Genomic DNA, 22,082 nt, shown 5'->3' on the forward strand with positions numbered 1-22,082 from the left:
TCAAGGCAAAACCTTGTAATTTCCTTAATTGTTCCTTATAAATTGCCAAAGTGCACGAATTATTCCTGCTGTTCTGCTAGAATCATTTTTAGACTTTATACCCCCCTTGCGTATATTCGCGATGGCGGAGAGGAGAAAGTTCAGTAACAAGACAGAGACGCTATTAAAGCACACATTGCAAAACAGCGCTTTGATCTTACAACTTGATAATTAAACAAATATCCCCACCCCCCAAACCTAAATGATTTGAAGAATGAGGTAAATATGAACGCTAAGATTGCAGCCGCCATCTCTTTGGGAGCAAGCTCTTTGGCTCTTATTGGAAGCATAAGCATTGCAAACGCAGCAAACGCTGCCACGACTACAACCTTGACGCAAGCGCAAACTATAAGCGCAACTCCAGTTTCTGCTAGTGTGCAAGCAGGCGAAGGCTTTGACCGCGTGAGCAAACCTGTTACTATTGATCCGAAAGGCGCTGCTGCTGGCAAGACGCAGCAAGGTGCAGAAGTGGCTAATCAAGAAAACTCCAACTCTGTTACAGACGAGCAAGTAAACCAAGATTTGCAAAAGATTATAGATAAATTTACGAATCTTCAAAAAAATCCTATTATCACAACCGAGTTTGAGAAAAAATTAGAAGCAGCAACTCAAAATGCAAATGCGGCTGACAATGCATCCCAAAAAGCTTCAACAGAAGTTGATAATGCAGAAAATGATACTGAAGAAAAGATTCAATCAGCTATAAACGCCGTAAATAAAGCTGAAGCTAAAGTAAAAGAAGCTCAAAAAGAAATTAAAAGCGTAGAAACTGACTTTGATGCAGCAAAGAACAGATTCGAAGCACTAAAAAGCGAAATAGAAGCGATTAAAAAAGAAATAGAGAAGTCTTTAGAGCACCTAAACAGTGGAAACAGTGAAGGCTTCAAAAAAAGACTAAATAATACAGGTCCTCTTTTTGACGAAACCAACAAGTCAATTATTCAAAGCAGCTCAGCTATTGAAGTCGCAAAAACTAAGCTAGATGGTGCTTTAACGAAACTTACAGCTTCTCTTGAAAAGGGCCAAAAGGCTCTACAGGCAAAGCAGCAGAACCAGCAGAACGCTCCAGCTCCTGCTCCAGCAGAGCCAGCTCCATCTGCTCCAGCTCCAGCAAAGCCAGCTCCACAGGCTAAGCAGCCAGAAAACAAAGCGCAAGATAACGGTAGCTCTTCTCAAGGAGACTTTGCAGGAAGCAACGCGCAGAAAAACGGCGGCAATTTGAATGTTGTTCCAGGTGTAGGCTCTATGGATTCGGCTCCTTCTGCGCCAGCTCCTGCTCCAGTTCCAAGCACTCCACAGAATGCACCACAGAACAATGATGCACCAAGTGCGCCACAGGATGCGGCTCCTTCTGCACCACAGGCTGCACCTAAGCACAGTGCTGCTCCAGCAAATCAAACGGAGCCTGCGAATACAGCTAAAGCTGCAGAAGAACTCGTAGAAAACGCTACCGATAAGTCGCAAGCAACCGCACAGACTCCTGCACGCACGCCTCGTGCTGCAGCCCCTGCAGCCCCTGCATCTGCTGCTCCTGCTGCTCCTGCAGCAAGCTCCGCAAGCGCAACAAAGAGCGAAGAGTCCAAGAATACATCTACCGATTCCGCAAAAGATGAAAATCAGAAGGAATCCGAAGACTCCAAGAACGAAGACTCCAAGAACGAAGACGCAAAGAGCAGCGATAAGAGCGCTCAGGCATCTGGCGCAAACAACGGTGAGCACGCCGCTGGCAACAACACAACGCTAATCGCAGCTGTTGCTGGCAGCATCACTGCTGGAATCGCAGCAATCGGCGCTGGTTGGCACTTTATGCGAATCCGTCGCAAGTAAGTAGCAACTAGCAGCAAATATGCGCGAATAATCGCAAATAATCGCAAATAACAAAACCGCAGTTAGCATTTAGCTTTCTGCGGTTTTTGCATACTCAAGTATCTCAAGTATCTCAAGTATCTCAAGTATCTCAAGTATCTCAAGTCAGCCTAAAATCGCCAATATTGCAAACGATATCAATACTTAATATAATAGTTAGCTAGAGCGTGCCTCAATCCAGTGATGTGTTGAGAACCGCACCCTTTAGCATCGTTTGCAATCAATTCGATGCTCGTACATGTGCCACGATTAACAAAGGAGCATCATGAGCACAACAGACAATGGCACAACTAATGGCAAAACAAAGGCTGCCACGACTGTGCCCGTAGAAGAAAGCGCAGAAAGGCTTGCTCGCCCACTAGTTAAACTTGCAAAAGCATGCGGAGTTGCAACTTTCTACATAGACCAACTAGGCGACTATACGGAAATTACGGACGAAGCGCTTGTAGGCGTTCTAGACGCGCTGGGCTACCCTGCAACCACAAGCGAAAACATTGAAAACTCACTAAAACGCGTTCAAGAAAAGCGCGATAGCGAGCTTCTGCCGCCAACCGTGGTGTGCTTTATTGGCGCAAAAACGATTGTTCCTATTCATGCCGAAGAAGCCGCAAGCAGCCCAGAAAAAATACATATAACGCTTACGCTAGAAGATGGTTCGCAATACGAGGAGCCTCTTAACAACTTTGAAACAAGCGAAGAAGACGGATTAACTCTTGAACTTCCGCAAGACTTGCCAATGGGCTACCACACTCTTCTTGCAAAAGTCGAAGGTAAAAACGGCAAAACTGTTGCACACGCGCAATCAACTTTAATTTGCGCGCCAGCAAAAATCCCACTTCCGCAAAGCGTTCAAGAACGCCATCGTTGGGGATACATGACTCAGCTTTATTCCGTGCGCTCAAAGGAATCTTGGGGCGTTGGCGATTATGGCGATTTGCGCAGGCTACTTAAAGACGCAGGAAACATTGGAAAAGCCGACTTTATGCTTATAAACCCAATTCATGCGTGCGCGCCAGTGGCACCTTTGGAGCCTTCGCCTTACTTGCCAGAATCGCGCAGGTTCTTAAACGTTACATACATTCGTCCGCAAGATATTCCAGAGTACGCGCAGCTTAGCGATAGCCAGCGCAAAGAGGTGGAGATTTTGCACGAGGGTGTGGAAGCGCTTAATAACAATCCAAATCCTATGGATATTAACGCCGCGTGGAACGCAAAACTTCCAGCCTTAAAGATTATTTTTAAGCAGCATAGAAGCGCCGAGCGCGAGCAGGATTTCGCAGACTTTAAGGCGCGCTCTGGAGAAGACTTAGACGCTTTTGCTACTTGGTGCGTAGCTTTTGAAGTTTGGGGCGCTCCTTGGGGAGATAATCTTTGGTTTGATACAACTGGCAAAGGCACTCCTCAAATCGACATGCTTAGACGAGATCATGCTGATTTGCTTGAGTTCCATCGCTGGCTGCAATGGATTGCAGATGAGCAAGTTGCCGCCGCTCACGCAGAAGCTAAGGCTGCAGGAATGGCGATTGGTCTTATGCAAGACATGGCTGTTGGCGTACACGGATACGGCGCAGACGTGTGGTGGAGCCCAGAGCGCTTTGCTAACGGCGTTAGTGTCGGCGCACCTCCAGACTTCTACAACCAGCAGGGTCAGGATTGGGGTCAGCCGCCATTTGACCCTAATTACTTAGACGAGACTGGCTATATTGCCTACCGAGACATGGTTCACAACGTGTTCTTGCACGCTGGCGCGGTTCGCATTGACCACGTTCTTGGTCTTTTCCGCTTGTGGTGGATTCCGCGCGGCCAGGGCGCAAAGAACGGCGCTTACGTTTACTACAATGTGGACGCAATGCTTGCGGTTCTTAGCATTGAGGCCACTCGCGCAGGCGGATTGGTGATTGGCGAAGACCTTGGCACTGTTCCAGCGTACGTTTCCAAGGTGCTTGCTTCGCACGGCATTCTTGGAACTGTTGTTGAATGGTTTACGCATAATGATGAGGCCGAAAAAGCGGCTAAAAAGGCTGGAAAGAAGGAAATCATATTTGCAAATCCTTCTACATACCGCGAATACGCTTTGGCATCTGTTACTACTCACGACATGCCTCCTACAGCAGGCTATCTTGCATTCGAGCATGTTAAGATTCGCGAAGAGCTGCACCTTCTTACCGATTCTGTAGAAAGCTTCCAAAAGGCTGCTAGCGCGGAGCGAGACGCCATGATGAAGATGCTTTTGGATGGCGGATGGATTAGCAAGGATGCTGCCGAAAACGTAGAAGACCATGTGCAAGAGATTGTAGAGGCCATGCACGCGATTATGCGCACTTCCCCATCTTTGCTTTTGCAAGTGGCACTTGTTGACGCAGTTGGCGAAAAGCGTTCGCAAAATCAGCCTGGAACCAGTACTGAGTATCCAAATTGGCGTATTCCTCTTGCAGATAAAGATGGAAACGTTGTTCACACAGGCGACGTTTTTAAGTCTCAACGAGTACTCAATATGGCCGCGATTATGCGAGGCGAAAAAAATTAACCAATAAGCACAAATAACTGTAAAATTACCACCAAAAAATGTAAAAAGAAAGGTTAAAAATACTTGCAAACACTTGAATCAAGAGTATAATAAATATTGATTGTTACTCATGTAGTAACTTCTTTCTCTCTCGCATAGCGCGTAGGTCGCCTGTAGACACGGCTTACGCGCTATGTTTTTGATGTCCTAAGTGAGGCGAGCATCTATGGCGATGTTCGCCTCACTGCGTATTAGCCGCAACGTACTTAGCAAACACGCGCTCCAAAAGCGGCGTGTGAAGCATAATCAAAGACCCCCACCCAAGCAAAATCAACAGCGGTAATCCTTGCAAAAAATACCTTAGAGAAAGGTATACGAGCGCAAAGAACACGCAATCAAGCAAAAACATCATAAGCGTTGTACTAGCGTAGCTAACGCCAAAAATCAGCGAATTAATAAGAGTTCTGCCAATCGAGTTTTCAAATCGCGCTTGCAATGCAAACACCCACTGCGCAACCAGAATCCACAATATGCTAATCGCAAACTTTATTATTAAAAGCGGAGTAAGTTGCAAAAAAATCCAAGACCATATAATTACAACTAAAAGTGGCCCTAAAATAGCCCAAATAATAGTTGCCTTAACAAAATTATTCTTAAAAGACTTAAAGTAGATTGCTGTTGTGTGCGCCTCGCCACGTTCAATACGTCTAGCTGTCTCGTGAGCGGCCGTAATAGACGCCCCAACCGTTACAAGCGGAATGCTGGTAATAATCATTAGAACAGTAAGCCAGACCGCGTCTGCAAACGATTCCATTCCCTGAGCGAACTTAGAATCGGGACTTCCAAAAGAGATCATTACAACTACTCCCACCTAACTAAACACACTTTAATCGTACTTTAATCGTACTTTAAGTCACATTTTAAGCCGCATTGACGCAACTAAAATCGCAACCAAATCAACAATACAACATAAACACAAATGATTGTTAAACACAAATGATGGTGGCTACAAACACTTGCAACCACCATCATGCATGCCGAGATTCGAAGGAGAAAAAACCTCAGCCCTTTACCGCACCTGCCATAACACCTTTAATTATGTACTTCTGGCAGATTAGGTAGAAGACTATTATTGGAACAATTGCCATAACCAGGCAGCCCATCATTGCACCCATTTCAACAGAGCCATAGCCGCCCTTCAAATATTGAACTGCAATAGAAACCGTCTTGTACTTGTTCAAATCCAAAGTGAGGTATGGAAGAAGGAAGTCGTTCCAAATCCACATTGTTTGCAAGATAGAAACGGATATAATCGCAGGCCTCATAATCGGCACAATAATCTGGAAGAATATGCGAGGCACAGAAGCGCCATCAATCATTGCAGACTCTTCCAACTCTTGAGGAATGCCCTTTACAACGCCCGTGAAAATAAACACAGCCAAACCTGCGCCAAAGCCAAGGTAAATAATCCACAAGCCCCAAGGCGTGTTCAATCCAAGCTTTGTAGTGATGTTGGAAAGCGTGAACATAACCATTTGGAATGGCACAATCATGTTGAACAAGAACAACACGTAAAGCGACTTTGCAGCCCAATTGTTTACGCGCACAATCCACCAAGCACACATAGAAGTGCAAAGCAGAATCAGAACTACAGCACCAATCGTTACAACAATTGTCCACCAGAAGCTCATCAACAAATTCGTGCGGTTAATGCCAAGAACGTAGTTATCAAAACCAATAAACGACTTTGGAGTAAGCGAAAATGGCTCGCTAGCAATATACACCTTTGACTTAAAGGAGTTCATAAACACTAACGCGATTGGGAAAATCCACAGCAAACTCACTACAGCAAAAAGCGTGGTCCAAAGCGCAGGATGCTTAGTCTTCTCGTTCATGCTGCCACCTCCTTAGAAGTTGCCAACTTGTTCTGAATCAAGGCAATAACGGCAACAATAATGAAGAATATAACTGCCTTAGCCTGGCCAACACCTTCGCCATTAATTCTTCCATAGAAAGTGTTGAAGATGTTTAATGCAAGCATCTCCGACTTTCTAGAAGGAGCGCCATTGGTCAACGCCAAGTTCTGATCGAATAGCTTGAATCCGTTTGTAACCGTTAAGAACGTGCAAACCGTAATGGATGGCATCATAAGCGGAATCGTAATCTTAAACAGCGTTTGCATTGGGGTTGCGCCATCAACGGCAGCAGCCTCAATAACGTCTCCTGGAAGCGCTTGCAAGCCAGCAATGTAAATAATCATCATGTAGCCGATTTGCTGCCAGCATATCAAAAGAACCATGCCCCAGAAGCCGTATGTTGCAGAATACGTAATAGCGCGGCCAAAGTAGCCCAAAATACCATTAAGCACTACCTGCCAAACGTAGCCCAAAACAATGCCGCCAATCAAATTCGGCATAAAGAATACCGTACGGAATAGGTTGGAGCCTTTGAACTTTTTTGTAAGCATGTAAGCGATTGCAAATGCAATAACATTAATAACAATTGTTGTTACAACCGTAAAAGCCGTTGTAAATATTAACGAATGAAGGAAGTGTGGGTCGCGCAACGCCTTGCGATAATTGCGTATTCCAACAAACTTTCCGTCAGTAACAGTGTGGAACTTAGTAAAGCTAAGATACACGCCCATTACAAATGGCACTAAGAAACCAATTACAAATGCAGCAAACGTTGGTAGAGCGAACAACGCCCACCATTTGCGTATTGCCTTTCCACTCATATTAATCATGATTCGTCACTTTCTCCTCCTTGAGTACGCGCCTGTGCAATTCGCTGCGCTCGAACCAATACTTTTATCTTACTACATGCAACCACAATGTCAAACGTTGTCATTTTTTTGCATGTCGCCACTAAAGAAGACAAAAATCAAATGTGAAAAAAATCCCGATTTTTGGCGATTTTACGGCAAAATCTGCTATTATTGTTCGTATTGCAAACGTTTGTGTAATGAGCGCAAATAAGCATATGAAAATTCACATATGCCACGTTGCTCATATACTAGCGTTGCGCATATTTTAACAATATTAATGAAGATATTGAGTAAACATTTGCTGCGCGAATAAAGGAGTTCAAATGCCAGCTAATATTCAAGACGTGGCCGATCAGGCGCATGTATCTGTATCTACTGTTTCTAGATCGTTTACACGCCCAGACTTGGTTTCCGCAGCAACGCGCAACAAAGTATTAGCTATTGCCGAAAAACTAAACTTTTCAATATCTAGGTCTGCAGCAGCACTAAAATCTGGCAGAACACTAAGAGTTGCACTTCTTCTTAGCGACAGCATTCGACTATGGTTTAGCGCGTCGATTATACAAGGCCTAAATCAAGTTCTTCACCCCGCAGGCTACGACCTTTCAATCTTCCAAATATCCAGCAGCCAAGAGCGCACAGAGTTCTTTAGCATGCTGCCTACTCGCCGAAACGCGGACGCTGTAATCGTTTGCTCCTTCGACGTAAACAAGTCGGAAGTTGCTTCCCTAAAGGCCACTGGCGTGCCAGTCTTAGGTATAAACTGCTTGAATCCTATGGATTGCGATTTTGACGCAACAATTAACATAGACGACGATCGAGGCGCGCGACTTATGGCACGTCATCTTATTGGACTAGGGCACAAAAACATTGCCTACATTCGCACAAACCGCGATATTTCACTGCATTTTAGCGTTTTACAGCGCTACCACTCTTTTATTGACGAATGCAAAATCAACGGCATTACGCCTACAGAAATCGTTGCCCCAGAAGGATTAGACAGAATAAGCTCAATCGTCTCTTCGCTTTTAAGTAACGTAAATGTTCCTACGGCGATTGCCTGCCAAGAAGACGGCATAGCAATTCCGCTTATGTTCCAGCTTTCTAGAAGCGGATACAGCACACCGGGAGACGTTTCGATTATTGGCTTTGACGATAGTTTTTACGCTAGAGAAACAGGGCTTACGACTATTCGTCAAGACCCTGCAGAAATGGCAGTAGACGCAGCAAAAATAACTTTGTCTCTGATTAATGGCGATTATTTAAGCGAAAGCTGCAGACACATTACCATTCCAGCACAGCTTATAGTTAGATCGAGCACAAGTCAGCTTGAAAATAGATAGTTTCTATCGAATATCAACTATCAACTAACGACTAACCAGCTATCAGCTAACGACTAACGACTAACGACTAACGACTAACGACTAACGACTAACGACTAACCAACTATCAGCTAACGCGCGCGAATAACAACTAATCAGCTAACGACTATCAACTATCTTTGCACTAAAAAAGAGCCTCAAACCCTTAGGCTTGAAGCTCTTTTACTTGTCACTAATGCACTGTGCTAATGCAATTACAAAAATGACATATTAAATTATGAATTTAATAATCCAGTTTTAACCCAATTCTTAGGATTAATCCTGATCTTCGTGAGTCTGAGCAACTTCCTTAGCCCAATTGTCAACGAAGGCGCTCTTAACCTTATCCCACTTGCCAGTGCCCTGAGCGTACTCAAGCAAAGCGGAGCCAAGATCGTTCTTCCAGTTGTCAGATGGCATCATAGTGAAGTTCCAGCTTACAGGAGTCTTGCCAGACTTAGCATCCTCAACAGCAGCAGCAGTCAAAGGATTATCAGACTTAATATCTGCAAAGCTCTTGAATGGAGTGGTGAAGCCCATCTTCTTAGACATAGCTTCCTTGCCGTAATCAGAGGTAAGAACCCACTTCAAGAAGTCCTTGGTTGCCTTCTTGTTGGCATCCGAAGTCTTCTCGTTAATGCACCAGTAGTTCTCGGAACCAGTAGCCAAGCCTTGCTTTTCTTCGCCCTTAGCACCAATGTAGATTGGGAGCATGCCAAGGTCTTCGGCCTTCATGCCAGCCTTCTGCAAGTCGGTCCAGGCCCAAGTACCATTCTGATAGAACACAGCCTTGCCAAGCGAGAACTCAGAGTTTGCATCCTCGCCAGTCTTAGAGCTGAGCTGAGTTGCAGGAGTGGTGGAATCAGTAATGTAAAGATCAAAGATCTTCTTGTAGCCATCAAGGAACGTACCCTTAATCTTTGCTGGCTGCTTGGTAACCTTGTCTGCCTTGAACTCGTAGTACAGAGGAATGTTTGCAAGGTGAGTCTTAAAGCGCCAATCAGAGCTGGAATCGAAGCCAGCGGAAGTGAATGCGCCATCAACACCAAGTTCACCCTTACGAGCCTGAATGTCGTCTGCAACAGCCTTGAGCTTATCGAAGGAGTTAATCTCTTCAGCAGACTTTACCTTAGCGTCCTTAAGCTCCGTGTACTTCTTAAGCAAAGCCTTATTGTAAATCAAGCCGTAAGTTTCCATTGCGTATGGAACACCAACAACCTTGTCGCCATCCTTAAGAGCAATATCCTTGTTCTGAAGCTGCTTGTAAAGCTCGGTATCCTTAAGATCTGCAGTGTAATCCTTCCAGCTTGCGTAGCCAACAGGACCATTCACCTGGAACAGTGTAGGCGCTTCGTCACCCTTGCTGATTTCGCTCTTAAGTGACTGCTCGTAAGTGCCAGAAGCAGCGTTCTGAACCTTTACAGGAATGCCAGTCTTCTTGGTGTATTCCTTAGCAACTTCCTTCCACTGATCAGCAGATTCTGGCTTGAAGTTAAGGAAGTAAACCTTGCCCTTATCGGAAGAATCCGAAGAGCTAGAACCACATGCAGCGAGCGCACCGAATGCCATTGCTGAGCAAGCTACAAGCGCAATTGTTGACTTAATTGTACGATTCATCATCGAACCTTTCTCCTATGCCGTCGGCCTACCTTTTGGCCGCCGCACCTCTAGGTGCCCTTTCGACAATTTTTATTATGCCTCAAATTCAAAGATATTGCAAACGATAGCAGTGTTGATATTATGGCGTGTCGCATAATCTACAACAATCACAAATCAGCAATTCCAGCGAACGATTACACGATCTCCCTTATAAGTTCCAAGAGCGCTGTAATGAGCGGTGTCTAGTCGGAGTAAGCGCGCCTGCTGTGCATCTACACCAAGCCATCTGGTTGCTAAAATCCTAAGAATGTGCGCGTGAGCAACAATAATCACATCTTTGCCGCTTTTAAGTTTTGGTAAAACAGAGTCGATTATTTTTTGAGTACGATTAGAAACTTCTTGTAAAGATTCGCCATTAGAACGCACGACTTTTACTGTTTCCCCACTTGGAAGAACCTCTTGGCAAGAATCCTGCATAAAATCTGGAAGAGCTTTAGGACCATCCTTCCAAACATCCCACGACTCAACGCCGCTTAGAGCGGACACGTCTTTTCGAGTACGCCCCTCTGCACAGCCGTAATCCCACTCGGCAGCATATTCTAGCGGCGTGCAATGCGTAAATCCTGCCAACTGAGCTGTTTGACGAGCACGAACAAGAGGGCTTACAAACTGGCAATCCTCGCTAAAACCGTTTGGAAAAGCCTGTCGAATCCTGGCGCCTGCGCTTATAGCTTGATTGCGGCCAACTTGTGTTAGTGGAATATCGGTGCGGCCTGTGTGCTGGCCAGATTCGCTCCAAGCAGTTTGACCATGGCGCAAAAGAACAAGTCTGCCCTCGGGAGCTCCGCCACAAGTTGCTGGAACGTCTTGAATCTCGTACGAATCCGTTGTATCTGTTGCATCCGTTGTGCACAAATCGCCATTAACTTTAATGTCAATATTGTTCAAACCGTTCAGCATACCCAACGCCGCCTTAGCACCACCATTCTTAGCTTGCGCTTGGTGCATTAACGCAAGCATTCATCAAGCGGCTTCGCTGCCAACTTGTTCACTCGTACATTTATAACACTTTTATAACACTTTTACATGTCAATTTCTAATTGGTATTTCGTTGCCATTAATATAAAAACATGACGTCAACTCAAAGCAACGCACAGAACAGCGAGCAAAATAATACGCAAAACAACGCGCAAAATGCATATGCGAATCAAACTATTCAAACGCTTCTTAATCGCAGATCTATACGCGCTTTCAAAAATGAGCCGATTGGCGAAGATATTGCAAAAACGTTGGAAGAAGCAGCACAGCGCGCAGCTTGCGGCCAGTTTTTGAACGATTGGTCTGCAATCAAAATCACTAGCAAAGATCTTAAACAAAAACTTTCTAAACTTGGAAATCAAACTTACATAGCAACAGCGCCACTTTTGTACGTTTTTATTATTGATCAGCACAGAAATGCTGCTATAGCACGCAAAAATGGCATTGACACAGAAAGCAGCGATTTTACTCTTAAAACAGGCTACAGATTCTCTCAATCGCAAAATGACGCTGTTCTTGCACTACATGCAATGGAAACAGCCGCGGAATCGCTTGGACTAGGTTGCGTAATTCTTGGTTCAATTTTGAATAATATTCCAAATTTAATTGAACTTTTGAAGTTGCCAAAATACACGTATCCCGTTCTTGGGATTGCAATCGGCAAGCCAGACCAAGAGCCAAAATTAAAGCCGCGCATGGATTCGAGTATGCAATTCTTTGAAAATGAATACCCTAGCAGCGATGATATTTTGATTGAAAAACTTGCAGACTTCGACGAAAGAGTGCATAAATACTACGATTTGCGCAATGCAGATAGGCCAGTGGACGCATTCAGTGCGCAAATCACAAAGCTTGCTGTAGATTTTGGAGCTAAAAACCACAGTTGCGAATCGCAGCTTAATGCGCAAGGATTTACTTTTAAGTACTGATTTACTAATTTACTGAATTACTGAATTACTGAATTACTGAATTACTGAATTTCTGAATTACTGAATTTTTAGCGTTAAGTATTTAGCGAATACGCGGTTTATATCCGCGTTTTCTAGACTTGGGTTTTGTTGTTTCAAACCGCGAGCGCATATCGCAATACTTACGAATCGCAGGATTTGAATGCGTTAAATGCCAACTTCCGCAATAATCGCATTTATAAACCCACAGCTTTGCTCCACGCTCCGTAAAACTTTTATCCGCTGCAATAAGAGCCTGCCCTTTATTGGCGTACATTATTTTTTGGGTAGATTCACATCTGCGCGGAGTAAAGAAATACATGTAACCCATAGTATCACCGCAATAAACTGCGTTGATTCGCAAACAATCTCATGTAGCTAAATCAAAATAAGTTCAATTTAACGTTTTTCTAGTTCAAGTTTTAATTATTATTCGGTCAAAATTCAAAATAAATTCAAAATAAATTCAATTCTAGGCTTGCAAAATGCTTTTTTATGCGTAAAATTGTCTTTTAATCGCCTCAAAGTTCAATTTATATCTTCTATTTTGAACTTTGTTGTAAGTTTGTTCAATTTAAGAATGCTGATTTTATAAGCTTCTATAAGAAAGACGGATTATGGCACAGAATTTTGCAAACGACCTTAAAAAGGCAATGAAAATCAAGGGATATAAGCAGATTGACGTAATCGAGCTTGCAGCAAAAGACGGCCATAAGCTTGGCAAAAGTCAACTAAGTCAATATTTAAGCGGCAAAACTGAGCCACGCAAAGACGTGCGAGATATGCTTGCACAAATTCTTGGAATTAGCTGCGACGAAATCAAAGGCGGTCATTCGTGCTCAAAAGTCGCGCAAAACTGCCAGTCTGCAGAAGAATCACAATTAAATCAGCCACAGCTTACAGAAGAACAACTTTCCCAAACACTCAAACATAGATCTTTCAACAAATCCACCAAACTTGAGCACGTGCTTTACGATGTTCGCGGCCCAGTTGTAGAAGAAGCAAACCGCATGGAAGCAAACGGAACGCATATTCTAAAGCTGAACATTGGAAATCCTGCTCCTTTTGGATTCCGCGCTCCAGACGAAGTAATTTACGACATGCAGCAGCAGCTTATTGATTGCGAAGGCTACTCGGATAGCCGCGGACTTTTCTCTGCACGCAAGGCGATTATGCAATACGATCAACTTAAGGGCATTCCAGGCGTACAAATGGAAGATATTTACACTGGCAACGGCGTTTCCGAGCTGATTAACCTTTCTATGCAAGCGCTTCTTGATTGCGGCGACGAGATTCTTATTCCAAGCCCGGACTATCCGCTGTGGACTGCGTGCGCGAGCTTGGCTGGCGGCACTCCTGTGCACTACATGTGTGACGAAAAGTCGCATTGGTACCCAGATATTGCCGACATTCGCTCTAAAATCACGCCTCGCACTAAAGCAATCGTTATTATTAACCCAAATAACCCTACGGGCGTGCTGTATAGTCGCGAAGTTTTGGAAGAGATTGTTAAGATTGCGCGCGAGTTTAATTTGATTATTTTTGCGGACGAGATTTACGACCGTCTTGTTATGGATGGCAAGAAGCATATTTCGATTGCTTCTCTTGCTCCAGACGTATTCTGCGTAACTTTCAGCGGACTTTCTAAGTCGCATATGATTGCTGGCTTCCGTATTGGTTGGATGAGTCTTTCGGGAGATAAATCCAAGGCTCGCGACTACATTATGGGACTTAACATGCTGTCTAATATGCGCTTGTGCTCAAACGTTCCTGCGCAGTCGATTATTCAGACTGCTTTGGGCGGATACCAGAGCGTTGAAAAGTATTTGGAGCCAGGCGGACGCGTATATGAGCAGCGCGAGTATTGCTATAACGCGCTTCAGGAGATGGATGGCGTAAGCGTTGAGCGACCAGACGCTGCTTTCTACATGTTTGTAAAGCTCGATCCAAGTCGATACAACATTCACGACGATGAACAGTTTGCTCTTGATTTGCTACGCGATCAGAAGTTGCTGATTGTGCACGGCAAAGGCTTTAATTGGCAGACTCCAGGCTACTTCCGCGTAGTCTACTTGCCGCGCTTGCAAACGCTTCGCGACGCGATGGGCAAGCTCTCTAACTTCCTCTCCTACTATCGCCAGTAATTTATGCATCTTGCTTGCAAACTGCAATAAAACACTCATTTCGCTCACAGTCCATAAAAAGGTGTAAATAAAGGTGTACATATCGAAAGACACATATCATTCATAATATGAAAGAAAGAAAAGTAAGAAGAGTAAGCAATGAACACTGCAGCACGAGTACGATCGGGGTTGGTTATATCCGTTTTATCGCTTAATGCTTTTCTTTTAACAAGCTGTAGATTTGGCGTAAGCCTATATCTTTTAATACATGTCGACTTATCTCACGCAGCGCTTAACGCAGTGTCCGTAGCACTTATGACCTGCATAGCAGCACCGCTTGGCGGAATTATTGCAGATAAATATCCACCAACTAGATTGTTTATAGCGCTAACATTCTGCTTTGCCTTGTTGTGTACTGGATACGGTTTCGCTCTAGTAGCACAGCATAATCTTATTGCGATTACGGTTACACTACTCGGCATAATATTCGGGTTCTTTACTGCATTTTCTTCGCCTAATCAAAAAGTATTGATGGCATATAGCGTACCAACTGGCGAAAAAACCAAGTTTTTAGCAAGCATGCGTATGTGGATTAATCTCAGCAGGCTTGCTGCACCTGCGATTACTGGCATATTTGTTGATATATGTAATCCGCTCATTTTCTTTACGAGCATTGCTATTGTGATGATATTAGCGGCGCTACCTCTACTGTTAGTTAATCTAAACCAGCAAGCACAAAATAGCTCAAACAATACGAAGACAGGAAGCAATAAAACTGCTGGTTTTGCAGCCTCTCTACACTATATGAAATCTACACCATGGTTAATAGTCTTAGGAGTAGTATCCGCATTACAATCAGGCTCATGGCTTGCTGCATTCAGACTAATGGGAGCACACCATTGTCTCACACTTTTTCATTCAGCATCCACTTGGGGATCAATAGTCAGCATATTTAACATTGGCATGATTGTAGGTTCGCTATTATGCAAATACATTGTGCTACATTATGAGATTTTATACTCTATTTTATTACCTGGATTCCTTTCTATTCCTTTACTTATTTTTGCACTCAATAATTGGATTACTCTTTTTCTTTGCTCTGCTTTCATTGCAGGTATTATTTTTGACGCCACTATTGTCTATGGGCAAACAGCTCTTCTCGACGGCATACCAACACACATTCTCGGCGCAACTACTACTTTTACTTCTATTATGGAGCAATGCGGCATTATCGTAGGGTATGCAAGCGTACTAGCATGGGGAAATCTAAATTCATCATTATTCATAATGATTGCTTCTGGCGTAATACTTGTTTCAACAGGTATAGCCTTATGGATTATTCAAGCTCGTAAACAAACATACCCATCAATGCTTACCAAAGATTATTGGACACCATCAACATGGGTAAAAAGAAGCATATAACAAGCTATTTAGCGCGAAAGCACAATAAAGCCATAAAGCACACGGCATTATTCACTCAGCCATTGCCAAGCCTCAACCACATTGCTTTGAATCACTAAGCTTTAAGCGAGCTTATTCGCTGCGGAGTAACCCCCGTAAGCTCCAAGCAACTACCTTTATACAATCTGCTTTGTAAAGGTTTTCCTAGACAAGATATTCATCATACAAATTCAAGTACTATTATTACTTAAATAATGCTTTTCTAAAGGAGCAATATGATAGCAAAGCATATTACTGTTGGCATTGTTGATGATGATTGTTTTTGTCTACACGGCCTAAAAACATATATTGAACAGGTTGTTCCTTCCTGCAGTATTTGCTGGTTATCCGCGTACGCCAATCAAGCAATTCAGTTTTGTCAAAATCAATGCCCAGACGTATTGCTAATTGACATGTATATGTCTGGTGTTTCGGGAATTAAAATATTATACGAATTGCGAAGAAGATACTCACTCCCAATAATAATTGCTATAACTTCATTCCCTATCAACGATTATGCTTTAAAAGCATCAACAGCAGGCGCACAAGGCATTATTGGAAAGAACCACCCAGAAACTATTTGCGCCATGCTTAGCAGTATTGCCCATGGCACATTCAAGCCACAAATAATAGGCGATCTTCATTTTGACGACACGACGACAGCATTTCAACGTTTGCAAAATAAACCAAAAAATGGACGCCTTGCTTTAACGGATCATGAGACTGAAATTGTAAAGTTGTGCAGTAAAGGAATGACTAATGCGCAAATCGCCAAACGTTTATTTGTTGAAACTTGTACTGTGGAAACTATCCTTCGTCGCGTATTCAAAAAATTGAATGTGACAAATCGTTCACAACTTATTACTACATGGCTGCATGATGAATATTTAGGAAATGATACACAATGATTATTTTCTTAATGCGTCGTTTACGAGAAAAGCTTATTGACAATAAAACATTTTTACTATTGGGATGTTTGTCGAGCGCAATGGATGCATATATTTACTCAAATAGCGACAATAGCACAATACAACTTGTCATAGTTTACATGATTCTTGCTGCTATAAATCTGTTTCTTTGCTTGCTCCCGCATTTTATGAGCATGTGCTATATTTTTGTACACCTCAGCATTCTTGTTATTCCTAGTCTGAATCTTCCACCAGTAACTTTCGGGCTCATCATATCATTTGTTTTTATTTCGTATTTATATCCGATTCAATTTACACTACCTTTATTCTTAGTAATAGATGCATTACACTACGTTGCATACCGATACCTATCAACTTTATCTTTCAAGTATCTTATTGCTTACCTTTTAATAAATATATTTTGCGTTTGCACTGGTATTATTTTGCGCATTTCTCACCAAAAAATGGTTCTTTATGAAAAAGATAAGCAAACAATTAATAATCTTCATCTGGCTGTGCGAATGCACGATAGATTAACTAATAAGATTGCAGATATTGCACTACAAAGTAAAATAGCATTACTTGACAAGTCTATTTCTAAAAAGCAGCGAGAAGCTATTGAGGCAATAAATGATTTGGCAGATCAGGCTTTTGAAGAAGGACATAATATTATCGACATTCTACGCGGAAATACTGCTAAGCAAGATGCTCGAAGCGAGTTCATTCAGCACATTGAAGATACGCTACAAATGAACGACTCAATCAATACATCTTGTGGATTAAAAGGAAGATCAATATGCAATATATCTAGTAACGATATTCCTGAAGACATTAGCAATGAAATCATCTGTGAAGTTATTGAATTAATCGAAGAACTATATTTGAACATGCGAAAATATGCTTCTTTAGTTTATTACATCAGAATTTCGATACGCGAAAAACAAATTGTTATAAAACAATTCAATGTTCGATTTTTGGGCGGGAAAAGTAAAGATGCAATTCGCTCAGTATCTCAAAAAGGACTTCTGCTTCATCGCGATACCATAAAGCATTTAGGCGGTTCACTCTATTTTCGAGCCTTTGGTAAGTATTGGGAATGTAATGCAGTTATACCTTTAAAAAATAAACATAACTATATAGATAGTATGCATTACTGATTCAGTTTAAAAGATTAATGAATCTTAAGCAGTTTTAGATAGTAATTATTTGTAAAGGTTTTCCTAGACAAGATATTGTTTACCTTTTAGCACGCCATTAATTTATAAGTTGTAAAGGTTTGATATACACAATTATTTTCTTGTATTAGAAGGAGAAGAATATGAGTAATTTAGAAGATACAAAAGCACAAATTCCATCCGTATTTTGGACAATAGCCAATGGTGTATTTCTTGCTAGCGGAATTGCGCTGATTGTAATGCGTAATGATTATCTATGGGGAGTACCTCAAATTATCGCTGGATTATTTGGTCTTGCAACCATGTTTCTCATTAAAAAACCGTGGTGCGCGCAACTATATTTTATAGTATCTTCACTAGCCGTAATAGCAAATGGACTTATGGAAATATTCGGCATAATCCACGGATCTGGATACGGTTATGTTCCGCTGATTATTGGCATAATTGTGCTTTTATTTATAGGCCTTGACAAGGATGAAAGTTCAAAAGCTCTTGGAATTGCCAAGAATAAATAAAAGCATTAGACTGCGATTTTAACTTAAAAAAATATCGCAATTTTCAAAGGTCAAGTTGTAGCCACGCATCCTACGACTTGACCTTCACTTATTTATTCGCTATTGATTTGTTTTGCATAGAGTTTATACACTACTGAGCAACTTACTTGCGCATAGCCGCAACCGCATTGATTTGAATCACTAAGATTTAAGCGAACTTATTCGCTGCGGAGTAACCCCCGTAAGCTCTGCAACATCACGAACCGTCAATCCCTGATTCCTTAGTATACGAACTGTTTCACGCATAAGCATAGATGCTTCTTGCTGAGTTTTTATAGCTGCAGATTTTGCATCTAGCATGCGCTGACGCTTTGACTCATCTTCAAATCTTCTAGATTTTGTTAATAAAGACGAAGTCAATGCATCAGCGCTATCAAGCTATCAAGCTGTCAAACCATCTACCTCAATGCTCTATGAGCTTGATTAAAGAATTCATACTCGTAAATGCATGAAGTCATATATGCTTGAGCAGCAAGAATTCGAGCCTTTGGTCCAGCTTCTTCAAAAGCTCTCTCAACAAATTTAACTGCCATTCTTACACCTGACTCAAAATCATGAGAAGAATACATTGAAATCCAATCATAATATGGGTTTTCAGGAGTATTATTTTTGACTAAAATTTGCCCCACTTCTTCATAAAGCCAATAACATGGCAATATGGACGCAGCTCCAATCACGTAGTCTTCTGCCATTGTAGAAGCAAGTAAGTGATTTACGTAAGCTAATGTTACTGGAGAGCAAGGCGCATCAATGCTTATATTTCTGCTTCCAAGCCAATCTCTGTGCAACTGCGATTCTGCTTCTATACACATAGCTGCGCCCGTAGCCCAATGCACTCCAGCTTCATTATCTGGCGTTTTAGCTCCAACAGCAGCTAGCGCACGCGAATAACGCTTCAAGTATTCGGAATCTTGACTTATGTAGAAAGCAAACAAGTCGGAGTCAAGCGTTCCATTGCCTAAAGCCTTAATAAATGGCATTTTCATAATGTTGTTATCAACATCTGCGCTAGCATCCCATAACGCTTGAGTCCAAGGGCCACAAGGCTCCACATTTGGCTTTCTAGCCTTGCTATGAGCTTTTACGACTACGCTTTGCGCAGTTAATCCGTCTAAGCCACTAGTTTGCATATGCTCCCAAGGAGTTGACGAAGAATCTAATTCCAAACGATAATTACGAGCCGCATGATTCACAGGCCCATGACCTTTGCCAACATGCAAATCTTTACCGCAAGCAATAGCTTCGTTAAGCCATCTTGACGACCATGCTAAAGCATCCGCTACAGTACTGTAATCGCTTAGCTTCTTGCCTTCTCGCAACGCTAATCCTATGCGCGTAGCGAGCGAAGAAGATAGCGAGCAGCCAGTACCATGCGTTGTTGTTGTATCAACTCGATGGCAAGGAACGTGCACTCTGTGGCCATCTGGGAACACAACAGTATTCCCAGCATCTTCGCTTGTTAAGTGGCCGCCTTTAACAATAACAATAGTATTGTTTTTTGCACTCCACTCGCTTGCTTGAGCATAAGCTTCTTCAAAATTAGATGCAGGCTGTTTATCGCATAATACTGCGAGCTCAGGTATGTTTGGCGTAATAACATCCGCAAGAGGCGCAAATTCACGCATTGCGTCTTCTGCAGACTTTTCAAGCAACCTATCTCCCGAAGTTGCTACCATCACTGGGTCTAACACAACAACAGGAACAGGATGATTCTTAAGCCAATCTTGAACTAGACTAATATATGATTTATCTCCAAGCATGCCGATTTTTACAGCATCAATAGTTACGTCATCAAATACTGCTTCTAATTGCGCTTGTAAAAACTCGGTTGGAGGAGTGTAAACTTCGCGCACACCGCAAGTGTTTTGAGCAACCAAATTAGTTGTTACACACATTGCGAATCCATGAGATGCTGTGATTGATTTTAGATCAGCTTGAATTCCAGCTCCACCTGTTGGATCAGTTCCAGCAATGCTTAATACGCGTGGAATAATCGGGTCTTCTAAAGATGGCAAAGAAGATGGCCTTAGGCTTGAATCATATAATTTAGAAATTGATTGCAAAGGTGCTTGAGTTTGCGAAAACTGATTATTCATTATTTTTATTCCTTCGTAATAGCATCGCGTAATTTGTGCGCTTCTTCGCAAGGATTTTGCGCAAGCATTAGAGCAGATACTACGCATAAACCATCTATTGAAGTGCTTTTAATAGGGAACACGGTATTTTCGTTAACGCCGCCAATTCCGAGCGTACTAATGCCGAGTTCTTTAGCGCGTTTAGCAATCTTTTCTACTCCTTCAACACCTAAAGCAGGAGCGGCGTCTGGCTTAGTGGCAGTAGGCCAAATCGGACCTATTCCAATAACATCTGGTAATGCCACATTTTCTTTAGCACATTCGTTATAAACGTAATCTAACTGTTCTAACTTTTCTATAGAGAGTCCAACCATCCACTCTGCAGGAATAGACTTACGCGCTTCAATATAAGGCGTATCTGTTTGACCAACATGCAAGTTGAGTCCTAAGCTTTTAGCGCAATCTATACGATCATCAACAAAAATCGGCACGTCTCCGCAACCATTAGCAAGCATTTTGTCTCGCAAGCTTTGAGCTTTATTGTTAAAAGTTTCGCTATTTGCGTACTTATCGCGCAATTGGACTACGCTTGCTCCACCTTTAACGCAATCAACTGCAATATCTTCTTCGGCTCGATCGCTCATCTTTGGGTCTGTTATAAAGTATAAAGACCAATCAACAGGGTCGAGTTCAAATTCAATATTCGCTAGTTTCAGCATCTCGTCTGCGCTCAAATCCATAAGCGCATCCATCCATAATGTTCTAAATGACCCTGGCGATGTTGAGCGTTGTGCTGCCCAAGTTCCTGCTGCAGCAGCGTGTACGTGAGCGGCAACTGTTGCTGCAAAAGGTCGATTTCGATTCGCTCCAACGTATGCTGCCACCAATGCGCCAAGAGAGCAGCCCGTGCCGACTACTTTCGTCATTATTTCGTGACCACCAGAAACTCGCGCAGAGCATCCGTGACCATAAATAGCGTCTTTTTCGCCAGAAATAGCCACTACAGAGCCGTATAGTTTAACTAGCTTCTTAGCTGCTGCAACTGCTGAATCAACGGAGTCTCCAGCGTCTACTCCCTTACCGCCACTTTCTTCTCCAGCTAAACCTAAGATTTCTGAAGCGTTTGCGCGGATTACAGCAGGACGACTTTTAACGATTTCGCGCGCGTATTGCGTGCGTGGAGCTAAACCACCAACTGCAACTGGGTCAAGAACCCATGGAGTGTGCGCTTTTACAGCTCCGCGAATCGCAGCATCCATAGATTCTTTGTCTACTGGCCTGTATGTTCCAATGTTTACTAATACACCAGATGCGATTTGAGCAAAGACTTCAGCTTCTTCTGCATCTACGACCATTGCTGGCGACGCTCCAGCAGCTAGCAGAACGTTTGCAGTTATTTCTTGAACAACATTATTCGTTACGCAATGTGTTAGCGGATTTTTTGCGCGTAAAGCTTCGATGCATTCACGTACATCTTGCATGAATTGCTTGCAACGAGCATTAGTTGAGAATTCACTATTTTTAGAGCACGACACAGTAGTCATGATTTTCCCTTCGCTAGTACTAACTAGATCAGGTTCAACGGGTATAATCTCAGCGCCTACGCGCACCCCGAACCTATATTTGACTATATATGTTCGTTATGACGTTATTTATATACGTTAACAACAGTGTTAAGCATTAA

Annotated in this window: 17 protein-coding genes, 1 pseudogene and 1 riboswitch; of the genes and pseudogenes, 9 read left to right on the forward strand and 9 right to left on the reverse strand. The window is 42.7% G+C overall.

Features of this window, described 5'->3' with window-relative positions; translation table 11 throughout:
* Window positions 1-264: 264 nt before the first annotated feature.
* Together ACPEIW_RS05935 and malQ are read left to right on the forward strand one after the other, a co-directional pair.
* The gene (locus tag ACPEIW_RS05935) at window positions 265-1,866 is read left to right on the forward strand and encodes a hypothetical protein (RefSeq protein WP_425663637.1); all 1,602 of its coding nucleotides are present in this window, start codon (window positions 265-267) and stop codon (window positions 1,864-1,866) included.
* Window positions 1,867-2,170: 304 nt separating this feature from the next.
* On the forward strand, window positions 2,171-4,432 hold the full coding sequence (gene malQ, locus ACPEIW_RS05940) for a 4-alpha-glucanotransferase (RefSeq protein WP_425663639.1): 2,262 nt from the start codon (window positions 2,171-2,173) through the stop codon (window positions 4,430-4,432).
* 220 nt (window positions 4,433-4,652) lie between these two features.
* Here the strand turns inward: malQ and ACPEIW_RS05945 are convergent, their stop codons facing one another.
* The 3 genes from ACPEIW_RS05945 to ACPEIW_RS05955 form a co-directional block, all read right to left on the reverse strand.
* Window positions 4,653-5,267, reverse strand: coding sequence for a DUF624 domain-containing protein (locus ACPEIW_RS05945; protein WP_425663641.1), 615 nt, complete (start codon window positions 5,265-5,267; stop codon window positions 4,653-4,655).
* A gap of 205 nt (window positions 5,268-5,472) precedes the next feature.
* A complete protein-coding gene (locus tag ACPEIW_RS05950; protein ID WP_425663643.1) occupies window positions 5,473-6,306 on the reverse strand; it encodes a carbohydrate ABC transporter permease in 834 nt (277 codons plus the stop codon).
* Window positions 6,303-7,157 (reverse strand): carbohydrate ABC transporter permease, encoded by an 855-nt coding sequence (locus tag ACPEIW_RS05955; RefSeq protein ID WP_016797399.1) that lies wholly within the window; start codon window positions 7,155-7,157, stop codon window positions 6,303-6,305. Before ACPEIW_RS05955 ends, ACPEIW_RS05950 begins: the two co-directional genes overlap by 4 nt.
* Window positions 7,158-7,501: 344 nt before the next feature.
* Between ACPEIW_RS05955 and ACPEIW_RS05960 the strand changes: the two genes are divergently transcribed.
* Entirely contained in the window at window positions 7,502-8,521 is a 1,020-nt protein-coding gene (locus ACPEIW_RS05960; RefSeq protein ID WP_425663646.1) for a LacI family DNA-binding transcriptional regulator, read from the forward strand.
* A gap of 294 nt (window positions 8,522-8,815) precedes the next feature.
* On the opposite strand, the gene ACPEIW_RS05965 is transcribed toward ACPEIW_RS05960, so the two are convergent.
* Window positions 8,816-10,159 carry an ABC transporter substrate-binding protein gene (locus ACPEIW_RS05965; RefSeq protein ID WP_425663648.1) on the reverse strand — a complete coding sequence of 448 codons (1,344 nt, stop codon included), beginning with the start codon at window positions 10,157-10,159 and terminating at the stop codon, window positions 8,816-8,818.
* A gap of 153 nt (window positions 10,160-10,312) precedes the next feature.
* The gene (locus tag ACPEIW_RS05970) at window positions 10,313-11,146 is read right to left on the reverse strand and encodes a histidine phosphatase family protein (RefSeq protein ID WP_425663650.1); all 834 of its coding nucleotides are present in this window, start codon (window positions 11,144-11,146) and stop codon (window positions 10,313-10,315) included.
* A 122-nt stretch (window positions 11,147-11,268) separates the two neighbouring features.
* Between ACPEIW_RS05970 and ACPEIW_RS05975 the strand changes: the two genes are divergently transcribed.
* Window positions 11,269-12,105, forward strand: a complete 837-nt coding sequence (locus ACPEIW_RS05975) for a nitroreductase family protein (protein ID WP_425663652.1) — start codon at window positions 11,269-11,271, stop codon at window positions 12,103-12,105.
* An 82-nt stretch (window positions 12,106-12,187) separates the two neighbouring features.
* Here ACPEIW_RS05975 and ACPEIW_RS05980 read toward each other — a convergent pair whose 3' ends face one another.
* On the reverse strand, window positions 12,188-12,454 hold the full coding sequence (locus ACPEIW_RS05980; protein WP_016797389.1) for a hypothetical protein: 267 nt from the start codon (window positions 12,452-12,454) through the stop codon (window positions 12,188-12,190).
* A 286-nt stretch (window positions 12,455-12,740) separates the two neighbouring features.
* Here ACPEIW_RS05980 and ACPEIW_RS05985 point away from each other — a divergent pair, with 286 nt between their 5' ends.
* The 5 genes from ACPEIW_RS05985 (at window position 12,741) to ACPEIW_RS06005 (ending at window position 18,284) form a co-directional block, all read left to right on the forward strand.
* Window positions 12,741-14,267 carry an aminotransferase class I/II-fold pyridoxal phosphate-dependent enzyme gene (locus tag ACPEIW_RS05985; RefSeq protein ID WP_425663654.1) on the forward strand — a complete coding sequence of 509 codons (1,527 nt, stop codon included), beginning with the start codon at window positions 12,741-12,743 and terminating at the stop codon, window positions 14,265-14,267.
* A gap of 138 nt (window positions 14,268-14,405) precedes the next feature.
* Complete coding sequence (locus ACPEIW_RS05990; protein ID WP_248899416.1) at window positions 14,406-15,668, forward strand: MFS transporter; 1,263 nt, start codon at window positions 14,406-14,408, stop codon at window positions 15,666-15,668.
* 254 nt (window positions 15,669-15,922) lie between these two features.
* Window positions 15,923-16,594, forward strand: coding sequence for a response regulator transcription factor (locus tag ACPEIW_RS05995; RefSeq protein ID WP_016635818.1), 672 nt, complete (start codon window positions 15,923-15,925; stop codon window positions 16,592-16,594).
* Window positions 16,591-17,751: a histidine kinase gene (locus ACPEIW_RS06000; protein WP_425663657.1), complete on the forward strand. Its 1,161-nt coding sequence runs from the start codon at window positions 16,591-16,593 to the stop codon at window positions 17,749-17,751. The genes ACPEIW_RS05995 and ACPEIW_RS06000 overlap by 4 nt, the downstream gene beginning before the upstream one ends.
* 161 nt (window positions 17,752-17,912) lie before the next feature.
* Window positions 17,913-18,284 (forward strand): hypothetical protein, encoded by a 372-nt coding sequence (locus ACPEIW_RS06005; RefSeq protein ID WP_004112863.1) that lies wholly within the window; start codon window positions 17,913-17,915, stop codon window positions 18,282-18,284.
* 180 nt (window positions 18,285-18,464) lie between these two features.
* Here the strand turns inward: ACPEIW_RS06005 and ACPEIW_RS06010 are convergent.
* The 3 genes and pseudogenes from ACPEIW_RS06010 to thiM all read right to left on the reverse strand — a co-directional run.
* A pseudogene (locus ACPEIW_RS06010) lies at window positions 18,465-18,647 on the reverse strand (XRE family transcriptional regulator); the annotation flags it as partial.
* Window positions 18,648-18,721: 74 nt separating this feature from the next.
* Window positions 18,722-20,419: a bifunctional hydroxymethylpyrimidine kinase/phosphomethylpyrimidine kinase gene (locus ACPEIW_RS06015; protein ID WP_425663660.1), complete on the reverse strand. Its 1,698-nt coding sequence runs from the start codon at window positions 20,417-20,419 to the stop codon at window positions 18,722-18,724.
* Window positions 20,420-20,424: 5 nt separating this feature from the next.
* Window positions 20,425-21,942, reverse strand: coding sequence for a hydroxyethylthiazole kinase (gene thiM, locus ACPEIW_RS06020; protein WP_425663662.1), 1,518 nt, complete (start codon window positions 21,940-21,942; stop codon window positions 20,425-20,427).
* Window positions 21,930-22,022, reverse strand: a riboswitch (TPP riboswitch). Its footprint overlaps the gene before it by 13 nt.
* Between the last annotated feature and the right edge of the window lie 60 nt (window positions 22,023-22,082).

It is taken from the genome of Gardnerella piotii, from assembly GCF_049815665.1.
In the GTDB taxonomy this organism is placed as follows: domain Bacteria; phylum Actinomycetota; class Actinomycetes; order Actinomycetales; family Bifidobacteriaceae; genus Bifidobacterium; species Bifidobacterium piotii.